Origin of the sequence: Mesobacillus sp. MER 48 (assembly GCF_023714225.1) — a bacterium.
In the GTDB taxonomy this organism is placed as follows: domain Bacteria; phylum Bacillota; class Bacilli; order Bacillales; family Cytobacillaceae; genus Mesobacillus; species Mesobacillus oceanisediminis_A.
Window position 1 is genome coordinate 31,676 of the sequence record NZ_JAMAUR010000001.1, and the last position, 14,350, is coordinate 46,025.

Here is a 14,350-nt window from a genome sequence, read left to right on the forward strand (position 1 = left end):
ACAGATGAATTATCCATTTTTGTCTTAACAGATTGCTGGTGAATTAAATAAAAAAGCAAGAGGGAGGTTACCCCTCTTGCAACTTCTGCTAATTCTTCAAAACATTGAAGTACCTTGCTTCTGGATGTGAAAATACAATTGCTGTGACTGATGCTTCAGGTTCCATCATACAGCCTTCGGTTAATTCTATGCCGATTTCCTCTGGCTTGAGCAGGTTGAAAAGTTTCTTTTGGTCTTCCAAATCTGGACAGGCAGGGTAGCCGAAAGAAAAACGCTGTCCCTGATATTTGGCGGCAAATCGGTCTTTCATAGTCATATCCGGTGTGTCGGGGAATCCCCAACGATCGCGGATTTGTCGGTGGAGAAGCTCGGCAAAGCCTTCTGCGGTCTCAAGAGCCAATGCTTGGAGGGCATGGTTTTCCAGGAAGTTCCCCTTATTTTTCAGATGTTCTGCTGCCTGTCGTATTCCCGCACCTGCCGTTACTGCAAACATTCCGACATAATCTTTTTCATCATCTGTTATAGGCCGAACGAAATCCGCCAGGCAAAGTCCTGGAGATACTTCTTGTCGCGGGAACTCGAAGGTTTCAATAATTTGGTCCTGCTGCTGAGGGTCGAAAATATAGAGTTTATCCCCTTCGGACTGGGCAGGGAAGAACTGATAGACTGCTGCCGGTTTAATCCAACCATTTGTTTTTGCCTCTGTTAACAACGATTGGACAACCCCTTGCAGCATGACTGCCTTTTCATTTGATTCAGCGAGCAATTTTTCCACTTTCCCTTTCAAACCCAGGTGATGTCCCAACAGCATCTGTTGATTGATATAGGGCTCGATATGTGCAAGGGAGTAGGATTTAACGAGATGCCTATTTAAATCCTGCGGTATAAATACCGGTGCCTTTTCAATCACTTTTGGACGTTCAAGGACAGCGGTAGCAGATTTCCGGCCAGGTATTATAATTTCTTGCTTGTTTAATGCAGCTTCCTGCTTTTCTTTTTGTTCTTGCAAAAACTGTTCATAGCCGTTTGGTTCCCGTAGTCGATTGGCGAGAGACAGGCCGTTCATCGCATCTTTTGCATATAATACAAGTCCGTCATATTGCTGCGCGATTTTTGTATCAGTAAACTTCCTTGAAAGGGCGGCACCACCTACCATTATCGGGAGATCGATGCCTGCTTGCTTCATATCCTGTGCAGTCAGCACCATCTGCTGTGCGGATTTCACAAGCAGACCTGAAAGACCCACGATATCTGGTTTTTCTTTTCTTATTGCCTCAATGAGGGCATTCGGGGCAACCTTGATCCCAAGATCGACGACATCATAGCCATTGTTGCTGAGGATGATATCGACAAGGTTTTTTCCAATATCATGGACATCGCCTTTTACAGTAGCAAGAAGCACTTTACCCTTAGCAGCGGTGGTATCATTTTTTTCCATATGCGGCTCCAGATGAGACACAGCTGCTTTCATGACCTCTGCGCTTTGGAGAACCTCAGCCACGATCAACTGATTATCATTGAACAGCCTGCCAACTTCTTTCATCCCATCCATCAAAGGGCCGTTGATGATATCCAGTGGGGCAGGGTAGGTTTCAAGTGCAATATCCAGGTCAGGCAGAAGACCTTCTTTCGTGCCTTCGACCACATAGTAGGCCAGCCTTTCTTCAAGTGTCATATCAGGCAGGGTGCTTTTGGCTTCCTTCTTTTTATCCCTGTAAAAATCAGTAAAGTCAGCAAGTGTTTGATCTGTAGTATGGAACAATAAATCTTCAGCCATTTTTACTTCCTCTGGACTAATTGAAGCAAAACGCTCAAGCTTTTCTGTATTCACAATTGCATAGTCCAGGCCAGCCTGGGTGCAGTGATAAAGAAAGACAGAGTTCAAGACTTCACGGCCCACTGGTGGAAGCCCAAATGAAACATTGCTGATGCCGAGGATTGTTTGGGTTTCCGGGAATGTCTCCTTGATCATCCTGATGCCGTCAACAGTCGCTTTGGCTGAACCGATATATTGTTCATCCCCGGTACCGACTGGGAAGACAAGCGGATCAAAAATCAGATCCTGAGCAGGAATCTTATATTTATTGACAAGCAGGTCATATGAACGTTTGGCAATCGCCAATTTCTTCTCAGCGGAAACACCCATGCCTTCTTCTTCAATTGTGCCGACCACCACCGCTGCACCATATTTATGGATCAGTCGGGCAACTGATTCAAAGCGATCCTCGCCATCTTCCAGATTGATTGAGTTGATGATTGCCTTACCCTGAGAATAGCTTAGAGCCTTTTCAATGACTGCATCATCAGTCGAATCGATTACCAGCGGAACCTTCACCTTTTTGACAACTTCCTTAATGAACTGTTCCATATCCTGAAGTTCATCTCTGTCAGGATCCGCCAGGCAAATATCGATGACATGTGCTCCATTTTTAACCTGCGCTCTTGCAATTTCGGCTGCTTCTTCTATTTTGCCCTCAGAAATCAAGCGCTTGAATTTCCGCGAACCGATAACATTTGTCCGTTCACCAACCATGATTGGTCTTAATGTTGGATCATCATAGATGAACGGTTCGATTCCAGATACCATGTGAAGCTGGTTTACTTCTGTCTGCCTTGGCTCACGTTCTTTCATTTTTTCCGAGATCGCCTTTATATGGGCCGGAGTGGTACCGCAGCAGCCACCGACAATATTCAGCCAGCCTTGTGTGGCAAAGTCGGATAGTTTCTGTGCAAGGGTATCAGGTGTTTCATGATATTGACCTTCTTCATCCGGCAGTCCTGCATTGGGATAACAGCTGACTGCTGACTGGGAGAGGGAGGACAGAGAGCGAAGGTGCTCTTGCATGAATTCAGGGCCTGTTGCACAGTTCAGCCCTATGGCAATTGGATTCATGTGCTGAACCGAAATATAGAATGCTTCAATCGATTGGCCGGCAAGTGTAGTTCCCATCGGTTCGATAGTGGCAGAAATCATGATTGGAAGTTCTTTGCCGCTCTGTTCGAAAGCCTGCTTGATTCCGCTATAGGCTGCTTTGACGTTAAGCAAATCCTGGCTGGTCTCAAGAAGCAGCATGTCCACCTTGCCATCGATCAGCCCGAGAGCCTGTTCTTCGTATGCTTTCGACATTTCTTCGAAAGTAGAACCGCCGGTAACACTCAATGTTTTCGTTGTCGGTCCCATCGAACCAGCCACAAATCGGGGCTGGGAAGGTTTAGATGCCTCATCTGCGGCGGCCCTGGCAATCAGTGCTGCTTTCTTGTTGATTTCATAAGCTTTATGGCCTAAACCGTATTCGTCAAGGACCAGACTGGTGGCACCGAATGTATTGGTTTCTACGATATCTGCGCCGGCAGCGAAATATTCACGATGTATATGTTCAATCACTTCGGGTGCAGTAAGATTCAGGATTTCATTACAGCCTTCGAATTCTTCACCGCCAAAATCATCTGCGGAAAGATCAGCCTGCTGGAGCATTGTTCCCATTGCACCATCCATGATGAGGATTTTTTGCTTCATCTGCTCAATTAACAAGGTTGACATTTTGTTTCCTCCTCTTTAGAAGGCTGCTGTAGTCATTGGCATATCCAGATAATTCGACAGTCATTTCATAGTTCATGAAAGGGGTGATTAAATAGATTCCGTTGAATAGTTCAGCTGCAGCCTCAATCAAACCCTTCGTGATAGCAATGCCTTCTTTCTTGGATTGAAGGGGTTCATTATTGAATTTCGCCATCGTTTCGAGTATTTCCTGTGAAATCTTGATGCCAGGAACCTCATTATGGAGAAATTCTGCATTCCTGCTGCTCGTAAGCGGCATCAGTCCAATATAGACTGGTGTATCCAAATGCTTTGTGGCTTCATGGACTGCCAAAAGCATTTTTTCTGAGTAGACCGGCTGGGTAATAAAATAATCGGCACCGGCTCTGATTTTCTTTTCCATCCTCAAGACAGCCTTATCAATGGAACGCACATTTGGATTGAAGGCAGCACCGATGGAAAAGGCGCCTTTTTGGCCTAAATCTTTACCAGAGTAGGAGAGTCCTGAATTGAACTGTTTGATCATCTCTATTAATTCAAAGGAAGAAACATCAAAAACAGAAGAGGCTCCCGGAAAATCACCCACACGGGCGGGGTCTCCGGTAACCGCCAAGACATCATGAAGGCCAAGGGTATGCAGCCCCATTAAGTGCGACTGCAGCCCTATAATGTTTCGATCACGGCAAGTCAGGTGCACGAGCGGCCGCATTCCTATCTTTTCTTTTACCAGATGACCGATAGCTGCATTTGAAATTCTTGGTGATGCAAGTGAATTATCCGCCAGTGTCAGGGCATCGATTCCTGTTTCTTTTAAAGCTTTCGCACCTTCAAAAAAGCGGGTCGTATCAAGTTTCCGCGGAGAGTCCAGCTCGACAATCACAGAAGGACGTTCTTTTACTAAATCATGAAGTGGAGCTTCTGGCCTTTTAACATCTACTGGAGCAACCAAAACCCTGGCTTTTTTTGCTGCTATTTTCTTATCCGTTACTGGCTGCAATCCTTTTAACTCATCAGCTAATGCTTCAATATGTTGAGGGGTGGTTCCGCAACATCCTCCAATTAACCTGACGCCCTGATCACGGAAGCTTCGGGCGGACTTCCTGAAGTATTCCGGATCTCCCTCATAATGGAATTTCCCATCTGTGTAAGCTGGCAAACCAGCATTTGGATACGCAGATAGGAACGCTTTTGACGGAAGCTCGATTTGTTCAAGGCTTGAAATCATATGGTGGGGACCTAATCTGCAATTAAGCCCGACAATATCTGCGCCTAGCTCTTCCAGTCTATCGAAAACTTCCTGAAGAGGGGTCTGGTCTTGCATGATGCCTATTTCCTGGAGAGATACCTGGGCAATGATCGGCAAATCTGTTTCCTTTCTGGCAATTTCAAGTACTGTCTCGATTTCTTCCATATCATAAAAAGTTTCAAGCAACAGTCCGTCCACGCCTTCAAGAAGCAGGCAATAGAGCTGCTCCCTGAAGCTTCTCCTGATCTCTTCGATGGGGATGGCCGAGGGCCTGATTCCGCGATTGCCTCCCATCGTGCCAAGGACATAAGCTTCGCTTCCAGCAGCCTGACGCGCGAGCCGGACGGCAGCGCTGTTGATTTCCTTCACCTGGTCTTCAAGTCCATATCTTTCGAGTTTTATATAATTGGCAGCATAAGTATTTGTCTGGATCAGGTCGGCTCCAGCGTTCATATAGGCTTTATGGATTTTTACAATCGCTTCTGGCTGAGAGAGATTCAACTCTTCGAAACAGGTACCTGCTCCGTAGGAATGGAGTAGGGTACCGATTGCACCATCCGCTATCAAAATTTCATTTTCCATACGTTTCAGGAAACTCATGATAATCCCTCCCTATATGCAGCTGCCGTTTCTAATCCGTACAAAGCCTGTTGGAAATCAGAAATCAAGTCATCAGCGTTTTCAAGCCCCACTGAAAGCCTGAGAAGACCATCACCTATTCCTCTTAGCTTGCGTTCCTCCGGCGGCATCGCTGCGTGTGACATTTTTGCAGGATAAGAGAGGATAGACTCTACAGCCCCAAGGCTGACTGCAAAAACCGGTAACTTAACGGAATCAATAAATCCAGGAAGGAGGCCTTCATTTCCAAACTCAAATGAAAGGACAGCTCCTGGACCACCCGCCTGCTGGGATTGAAGATCCGACTGTGAATGACTTGCCAGTCCAGGATAAAATACATTTTTGATCAAAGGCTGACCTTTTAGAAATTGTGCAATCTTTCTAGCACTGTCCTGGGATTGGTTCATTCTTACAGATAATGTCTTAATTCCTCTCATCACCAGCCAGGCATCCTGGACTCCGAGGACCGCGCCGAAGGAGTTCTGAAGTGAATATAGCCTGTTTGCCAATTGCTCATCCTTTACAACAGCCAGGCCAGCAACGGTATCACTGTGGCCGGACAGAAACTTTGTGGCGCTATGAAGCACGATATCGGCTCCTAAATCCAATGGCCGCTGCAGGTAGGGAGTCATGAAGGTATTGTCCACAAAAGTATATGCTCCGTGCTTTTTGGCAATTGAGCTAAGTGCACGAATATCCGTTATTTTTAACAACGGGTTGGAAGGTGTTTCTGCATACAGCAATGCAGTGTTAGGGCGGACAGCCTGTTCCACGGCATCCAGGTCTGTCATGTCCACAAACGTATGTTCAATTCCAAAACGATTCAGAACCTGTGTTACCATTCTGTATGTACCACCATAAACATCCTCGGTGATGACCACATGTTCTCCCTGCGAAAGCAGCATAAATGCAGTTGAAATCGCAGCCATTCCTGATGAAAAGGCAAATCCCCTTACACCGCCCTCCAATTCAGCGATTATATCCTCGAGTGCTTCTCTGGTAGGGTTGAGGCTGCGGCTGTAATCATATTTTCCAAAGTGATCAATCGAAGGCTGATGGTAGGTAGAAGCATGCTGGATTGGAACACTCACTCCGCCAGTTGCAGGATCCACCTTATATTTATTATGCAGCAGCTGGGTTTCGAAGGTATATGGTTGGCTCATTTAACTTTAGCCTCCTCATATGCCTTTTTAAAAGCCGCTTCCAGATCATCAATTAAATCTTCGTGATTCTCAATTCCAACAGAGAATCGCAGGAGCCTATCACAAACACCTGTTTTTTCACGGACTTCTGCAGGTATATCCGCATGTGTCTGAGTAGCCGGGTAGGTAATGAAACTTTCAACGCCTCCAAGACTCTCAGCAAAAGTGATTGTGGATAGATTTTTCAAAAATGGATTGACGATGGCAGGAGACTGTACTCGGAATGAAATCATTCCGCCTCTGCCTGGATAAAGGACATCCTTTACAGAATCATGATTCTCCAAGAATTCAACCAGTGCTCTGGCATTCCGCTCATGCCGCTCCATCCTTAATGACAATGTCTTCATGCCGCGCAGAAGTAGCCAGGAATCGAAAGGGCTCAACACCGCTCCGCCCCCATTATGGTGCAGGGAGAGGGAATCACAAATTTTTTCACCCCTCGCAACAATCAAACCTGCAAGCACATCATTATGGCCGCCAAGATATTTCGTGGCACTGTGGATCACAATATCTGCGCCTGAAGTCAAAGGCTTTTGGAGAAGGGGAGTGTAGAAGGTATTATCCACGATCAGCAGTATCCCGTTCTCTTTGGCAATCTCCGCAATGGCCTGGATATCAGCCAGTTCCATCAACGGATTTGTCGGCGTTTCCACAAACAGCGCCTTCGTATTTTGGTTGATGGCTTGTTTGATTTCATTTAAATTCGACATGTCCGCATACGTACTATGTAATCCCCACTTTTTGAACCCCTGCTCAAGTAGTCTGTAAGTACCTCCGTACAAATCTTTTGAGACAATCCATTCATCTCCAGACTGGAATAACGTAAGAATCGTCCAAATTGCCGCCATTCCCGAGCTGCAGGCATATCCTCGGTCACCTTCTTCAAGATCGGCAATCGCCTTTTCCAAAATTTCGCGAGTCGGGTTGCCGGTGCGAACATAATCATAACCGCTGGACTGGCCGATCCCTTCGTGACGGTACGCTGTTGTTAAATAAATAGGAGGATTGACTGCACCAGTTGCAGATTCACTTCGATTGCCAAGCTGTGCTAACTTCGTATCAATTTTCACCAATATACTCACTCCTTAATTTTTCGGCAGGAGGCAGGAGGCAATGTTTGTTTTAAATCCTCGCATTTAAACTAGTAAACTACCAGCGTAATTGCGAAAATAAAAATTAAAAACAAAAAAGCCTTCTAAAGAAGAAGACTTTTAAAATATTAGCCAACTTCTTATCTGCCAAGTTTTTAAAAACTTGCTGGAATTAGCACCTTTTCAACAATGTTGAAGGTTGCTGAAGCTTCATAGGGCCAGGACCCTCAGCTTCTCTCGATAAGATTAAATAAAATTGAATTATTAAATTTCTCTAAATATTAACGCTGTTATAGAAGATTGTCAATCATTTATTTAAAGCGGTGAAGTAATTGGGGGAAAATCACGGCGGTATGATGACCATCAAAAGCGTTTATCGATTATGACTTGTATCACAAAAAGGATTTTGTCTTAATTGGAGGATTATGAGGGATAACAGGGAGGATTGGTAACCTAAAATTCAGCAATTCTATAAAAATGAGCACCACAAGTGGTTATGGGTGACCAAAAGTTCAGGATATCTTTAAAAGAGGGCACCAATGCGGCTTTGACCTCAATCGGAAAGTAACTGCATTTCAAAAGAGATACATAACAAAGACTGGCTCTCTTAAAACAAGAGCCAGTCTGACTGAATATCAAGCTATTAATTTATTCCTACTGCTTCAAAAGCTTTATTGACTGCATCGACCTCTGGAGAAGTTGACCCATAAAGGTCTTTAGCAGCTTGTACAGCTCCTGCACGTGCCTGGCTGAAGTTTGTTGAAGATGTGTAATAAACTGTGTTTGCACGATAGAAGATTGCACCCATTTTTTCAGTACCGACTCCTGAAACCGTCACACCGTAATGTGTGCCGCCCTGGCTAAGAAGGTAGGCTGCTTTGTTGATAATTCCGCTGTTTGTGTGGACTCCGCCATTATCAGAAGTTCCAGTATAACGCTTGGAATAGTGATCAGGGTCGCCGTATTTAGTTGGGTCGCTCATTGAGCGCAGCGCGTCACCAGCCGTGTTAGGTGTGTAGATGTCCTCGCCGATTTCGAAATCAGGATTTCTGTTGTCATGGAATTCAGCGAGTGTGCCGAAGATATCGGAAATCGCTTCGTTCAGTGCGCCTGATTCGTACTGGTAAACCAGATCAGAACTGAAATCTGTCACAGCGTGAGTCAATTCATGCGCCACAACATCAAGACCTCCGGAAAGAGGGATGAAGGTTGTGCCATCACCGTCCCCGTAAACCATTTGCTGTCCGTTCCAGAAAGCATTGTTGTAACTTCTGCCATAGTGAACTGTGGATTTCAGTGCTGCTCCTTTGTTGTCATACGAATTCCGGCCAAACTTGTTTTTATAGTAATCATATGTCAGACCTGCATAATAGTGAGCATCCACTGCTGCACGATCATATGATGCATTCAAATTATTGTCCGCATCGGCCCAAAGGGTACCAGGAGTTAGTTGACGGTTTTTAGCATCGTATGTGAAAACGCCGTTTCCACGAGTATTGTCCTGCAGGTAATAAGAACCATTTGAAAGTAGAGTGTTCAATGATTTCTGGTCACCCAGTACTCCGACACCAGATCCAACGGTATTTGTACCAGTTAAAGATGGATTGGTTTTGCCGGCAGTATGAATCGCATTGTACTTATTGATAATTTCGCCTGTTACTGCATTGATAAAGTACTGGTAATTGCCTGGTTCCGGACTGAGGAAGTTCAATGTTACATGATAGGCATACACAGCCTGATCCTCTGCAGGATAAACAACCAATTCAGCAGATGGAGCTGCTTCGTAATCTGGTTTGAAGCCAAGATCTTTTTCGGCTGTTGCGATGGCGTCTCTCTGTGACTTCTTATTTGAAGCCTTTACCAGTTTTTCGCCCAATCCTTTGCTGACAGTACCACTGAAGACTTGAAGGACTCCAGCTTCATCCACTCTCGCTGCCTGGTTAGCTCCCCAAACAGGTACACCATTGTATACTTGCTGCAGGCGGACTACATCTCCGCCAAGCTGATCTGCTTCCTGTGATTTGACTATGAAACTATCATTGGCACTAAGACTATATTTACCTTTAGAAGCTTTCAAATAGCCAAGAACAACATCCTTAGCTGCTTTATCGGATGGGTTTGTAAGTTTGCCTGCAACAAACTCTTGTGTTCCATGGCTCTTTGTGAACTTCTTGGATGCTGAATCTTCCGAAGGTGCTGCAAAGCCCGAAGCTGCAACCAATCCGCTCAAGGCCAAGCTTGCTGTTAAACTTAATGAAACGACTTTCTTCTTCAAATAAACTCCTCCTAAAATCAAATTCTAGCTACTAGAAATTAGTAGATTATCATAGTTATACTCTAGTTATCTGAAGATTACAATAATTAAGTCTAAAAATGTCGAACCATTATGTTGGGAAAATTTTAGGGGAGGTGTTGAAGCTTTGACAGGAAACTTCCTATTTTAAAAAATGGCAAGACAGGAGATTTTCGTTCAAGGCGTTCCAATTTTCGGGGTCGTGCCCTGAGCTTTCTAAGAGGGTTTACTCCTGCCAGGTTTCCTCTGACCAGCTAAGCTCGAAGAACATTGAATTTGCATCCTCGAACCTGCCCATGCAGGATAAAAAAGAGTTTATATTTTCGGAGGAATCTTTAAGCTTTCCACTATAATCAACAGGAGAAAAACAACGTTAGAATATAACAGAGGATTTTTCCGGAAAAAGAAGTCAGAATTTATTGACTAATCAACTAATATATTTTTATTATTAAGTTGTAGTACCAACTCACAAAAAGGGAGGGTTACATGAATGAATTCTTTATGGTTAGCTGTAATCGGAATGATTGTGTTTGCGATTGGCTATCGCTTCTATTCTAAGTGGGTAGCTGAAAAGATTTACCGCCTTGATCCAAACTACGTCACACCGGCACACCAATATTCTGACGGAGTCGATTTTGTGCCGACAAAGAAAATGATTTTGTGGGGTCACCATTTCACTTCTGTGGCCGGAGCCGCACCAATTGTAGGGCCGGCAATCGCCGTATATTGGGGTTGGCTGCCTGCATTCTTGTGGGTAACCTTAGGTACCGTCTTTGCAGCAGGTGTGCACGACTTTGGAACTCTGGTCCTATCTGTCAGGAATAAGGGGCAATCAGTAGGTACAATCACAAACAAACTGATTGGCAAACGTGCAAAAATCATGTTCTTATTTATTATTTTAATTCTTGTTTTGATGGTCAACGCCGTTTTTGCATGGGTAATAGCCAACTTATTTGTCAGCTTTCCCGCAAGCGTCCTGTCAATATTCCTGCAAATCCCGCTTGCAATCTGGATTGGCTATGCTGTTTATAAAAAGAAAAAAGGGATGCTTCTGCCTTCCTTGGTTGCACTTGCCGTCATGTATGGAGCAGCCGTTCTTGCCAGTCGTGTTCCAGCATTGCAAATCGATCTAGTGAAATACTTCGGCGGTGCCGACAATACCGTAATGTTCGGTTTAAGCGGCGTATCAATGGCATTCTTTGTATGGATAATTGTCCTGATGGTTTATGTTTACATTGCTTCAACTCTGCCGGTCTGGAAGCTTCTGCAGCCTCGTGATTATATCAATTCACATCAGTTGGTTGTAGGCTTATTCATCTTATATGCAGGCCTTGTTTTTCTTCAGCCTGATGTTACTGCTCCAGCAATGAATGCAGCGGCAACGGATGTGTCCTGGTTTCCATTATTGTTCATTACGATTGCTTGCGGAGCCATTTCTGGATTCCATGGACTTGTTTCTTCAGGGACATCATCAAAGCAACTGGAAAAAGAAACTGACGCCCGCTTTGTTGGCTATGCAGGGGCAGTAGGTGAAGGTATCCTTGCCTTGATCGCCATTATTTCAGTTGTCACCGTCTTTGCAACTAAAGCTGACTTCAGTGCTGCATATTCAAGTTTTGCTGCTGCAAGCTCTGGAGGTCTTGGCAATTTCATCAATGGTGCTGCCCAGCTTGCGACTGGAATCTGGATTCCTGCGGATATCGCAAGGACAATAGTATCCATTATTGTGGTAAGTTTTGCTGCAACCACACTTGATACTTCAGTAAGATTGATGCGGTACATCATTGCTGAAATTGGAAGTGAATACAATGTTCAGGCTCTGACAAATCCTCATGTTGCCACTACCGTTGCAGTTGTTTCCAGTGCGGCGCTAGTATTACTGCCAAAAGGGCCAAACGGGTTCGGTTCAGGTGGATATTTATTGTGGCCACTGTTCGGAACAAGTAATCAGCTTCTAGCTGGAGTCAGCCTGCTGCTTGTTTCCATCTGGCTGAAGCGGCAGGGACGAAACTATCTTGTCACCTTCATTCCAATGGTATTCGTCTTCTTCATGACCCTTTGGGCTATGATTCAGCAGGTAGTATTTCAGTGGTCTGGATATGGAAGCAGTGAGTTGAATATGCTGCTTTTCGGAATTGGCGGCTTGATTTTAATCTTTGTTTTCTGGATTATCCTTGAAGCTATTACAGCCTTTAGCAGAAATAATCCACCGCCATTGACAAAGGAAATGTAAGCATAAGGAGGCCGGGTAACCGGTCTCTATTGTTATTTTTGCAAGGAGGAGATTTAATGGGGGTTATGGAACAATTCAAACGTGCACTAGCTCTGTATGATGAGATCCTCAAGCTGCCGCACAGAACGGAGATTGCAAGGGAATTAAGGGACGAGGAGGATTTATTTATGCTGCTTTGCTTTTCAGAATTGTTGGGACTCCCAAATCCTGCTTTTTACTATACCCTTGAACTCTACCCCGTCATCATTGAGAGATTCCATGATTGGCATCTGAGGGCAGGGATGGAGAAGTCCCCTCTGGATGGAATACGTTGTTGTTAGGAGGAGTTTTTATGAATATGCTGGAAAAGAAAATTTATTTCATCGGCGGAAAAGGCGGGGTTGGCAAAAGCACAACTTCAGCGGCAATGGCGCTTTTTCTCGGCCAAAAAGGAAAAAAGGTCCTTCTTGTTTCAACTGATCCCGCCCATAATACCGGGGATTTATTCCACAAAAACTTCAGTGGCGGTAAAATTGAAAAAGCAACGAAAAATCTTGATGTACTGGAGATTGACTCGGAACAGGAGTCAAGAAATTATATAAATGGAGTAAAAGGGAATCTGAAAGGTATGGTCAAAGCGACCATGCTGGATGAAGTGAACAGACAGATCGATATGGCAGCCGCTTCTCCGGGAGCAGAAGAAGCAGCATTATTTGATAAGATCACTTCGCTGATTCTTGAGGAAATTGCAAACTATGATGCTATCGTGTTCGATACAGCGCCAACAGGTCATACTATCAGGCTCCTGACCCTCCCTGAATTGATGGGTGTCTGGATGGACGGGCTGTTGGAACGGCGTAAAAAAGCGAATGAGAATTATGCACAGTGGATGAATGATGGGGAAATCAGAGAGGATCCATTATATGAAAAGTTGAATGAACGAAAAAATCGCTTCAAGCGTGTCAGGGAAATCCTTCTTGATGAAACACAAACAGAGTATATATTTGTTTTGAACGCTGAACGTCTGCCAATTCTTGAAACCGGAAAGGCCATCGAAACATTGCATCAGCATGGAATCCATGTGAATACGATCGTGGTCAATAAAGTCATTCCCAGGGAAGCAGATGGCAGGTTCATGGAACAAAGAAGGACAAACGAAAAATTGTATCTGGATGAAATAAAAGAGAAATTTGAACATAAGAGACAGATTTTCCTTCCGCTCCTTGAACACGATATTTCATCTTTGGACATCCTGGAACATATTTCAGCTCTTTTAGGAAAGCAGATTGAAACTTTATATATCCATCATAATCATTAGCGTTTTCCCTTCCATATTTAGGGTTATATAACTACATGGATAATTATTGAAGCAAAAAAGAACTAAAACTATTGCTATAGAGAAAGGGGCTCGCAGAGTGAGACGGATTTTTCCCGGTTCGATTACATCATATAGCCAATTCGGGCATTTGAAAGTCCCCAAAAGCATTAAAAATGTTTGCCCGGTTTGCAAAGAGAAGGTTGAATTTATCCTCAAGTCGACTTATCAAAGCAGCAAACATGGATTGATGACTGAAAGTGCCTGTCCTTCGTGTAAAAATAGTGTTCCGTTTATCATCATTACAAAGGGAAACGACACGCATCTTGATGTGTACATATATGACCCACAACGTTCGACTGACGCGTTAAGCCAAATCGAACATATCCCGGGGATGCCGGAAGAGTTAATCCGGGCTTATAAGTCCGCCGTCAGCGTCTATCTTTCGAAAGAAAATGCGGCGACCGCTGTATTGGCTAAAAGGGTCCTGGAAAATGTATTAAAAAACTTTTTGGCAGAAAAAGCGAAAGGCCAGCCCCTTGACAAGCAATTCGAAATACTGCCGGAACATATCAATTTAGTAAAGTCTGTAACGTCATTAAGTCCTTTGATGGCATCAGATAAAGGACTTAATCGGATGCTCGAGCTTGAAGCAGAGATGGATGATGAAATGGCAGAATTAGTAATGGATCTACTGGAAAATTTGATTCAATACCTGTTTGTATTACCGGGAAAAATAGAGATGACTAGAGAACAAATCGAAAAGAAATTGACTTGACTTGAGACAGCTTCCGGGTGTGGCTGTTTTTTTTATATTCAACATCAGGAACTATTT

Annotated in this window: 9 protein-coding genes and 1 riboswitch; of the genes, 4 read left to right on the forward strand and 5 right to left on the reverse strand. The window is 44.3% G+C overall.

Going from position 1 to position 14,350, the window contains the following annotated elements:
• Window positions 1-88: 88 nt before the first annotated feature.
• From metH to M3593_RS00210, 5 genes are all read right to left on the reverse strand, one after another.
• On the reverse strand, window positions 89-3,541 hold the full coding sequence (gene metH / locus M3593_RS00190; RefSeq protein ID WP_251540060.1) for a methionine synthase: 3,453 nt from the start codon (window positions 3,539-3,541) through the stop codon (window positions 89-91).
• A complete protein-coding gene (locus tag M3593_RS00195; protein ID WP_251540062.1) occupies window positions 3,522-5,384 on the reverse strand; it encodes a bifunctional homocysteine S-methyltransferase/methylenetetrahydrofolate reductase in 1,863 nt (620 codons plus the stop codon). Before M3593_RS00195 ends, metH begins: the two co-directional genes overlap by 20 nt.
• The gene (gene metC, locus M3593_RS00200) at window positions 5,381-6,565 is read right to left on the reverse strand and encodes a cystathionine beta-lyase (protein WP_251540063.1); all 1,185 of its coding nucleotides are present in this window, start codon (window positions 6,563-6,565) and stop codon (window positions 5,381-5,383) included. Before metC ends, M3593_RS00195 begins: the two co-directional genes overlap by 4 nt.
• Window positions 6,562-7,677, reverse strand: a complete 1,116-nt coding sequence (locus tag M3593_RS00205; RefSeq protein ID WP_144480983.1) for a methionine biosynthesis PLP-dependent protein — start codon at window positions 7,675-7,677, stop codon at window positions 6,562-6,564. Before M3593_RS00205 ends, metC begins: the two co-directional genes overlap by 4 nt.
• Window positions 7,678-7,832: 155 nt before the next feature.
• Window positions 7,833-7,942, reverse strand: a riboswitch (SAM riboswitch).
• Window positions 7,943-8,338: 396 nt separating this feature from the next.
• Window positions 8,339-9,970: a M4 family metallopeptidase gene (locus M3593_RS00210; RefSeq protein WP_251540065.1), complete on the reverse strand. Its 1,632-nt coding sequence runs from the start codon at window positions 9,968-9,970 to the stop codon at window positions 8,339-8,341.
• A gap of 508 nt (window positions 9,971-10,478) precedes the next feature.
• Here M3593_RS00210 and M3593_RS00215 point away from each other — a divergent pair.
• The 4 genes from M3593_RS00215 to M3593_RS00230 all read left to right on the forward strand — a co-directional run bounded on the left by M3593_RS00215 (window position 10,479) and on the right by M3593_RS00230 (window position 14,293).
• Complete coding sequence (locus M3593_RS00215) at window positions 10,479-12,221, forward strand: carbon starvation CstA family protein (RefSeq protein WP_251540067.1); 1,743 nt, start codon at window positions 10,479-10,481, stop codon at window positions 12,219-12,221.
• Window positions 12,222-12,277: 56 nt separating this feature from the next.
• Window positions 12,278-12,541: a cory-CC-star protein gene (locus M3593_RS00220; RefSeq protein WP_251540069.1), complete on the forward strand. Its 264-nt coding sequence runs from the start codon at window positions 12,278-12,280 to the stop codon at window positions 12,539-12,541.
• Between the two features lie 11 nt (window positions 12,542-12,552).
• Window positions 12,553-13,518: an ArsA family ATPase gene (locus M3593_RS00225; RefSeq protein WP_251540077.1), complete on the forward strand. Its 966-nt coding sequence runs from the start codon at window positions 12,553-12,555 to the stop codon at window positions 13,516-13,518.
• A 97-nt stretch (window positions 13,519-13,615) separates the two neighbouring features.
• Window positions 13,616-14,293, forward strand: coding sequence for a hypothetical protein (locus M3593_RS00230; protein WP_251540079.1), 678 nt, complete (start codon window positions 13,616-13,618; stop codon window positions 14,291-14,293).
• Window positions 14,294-14,350: the final 57 nt, after the last annotated feature.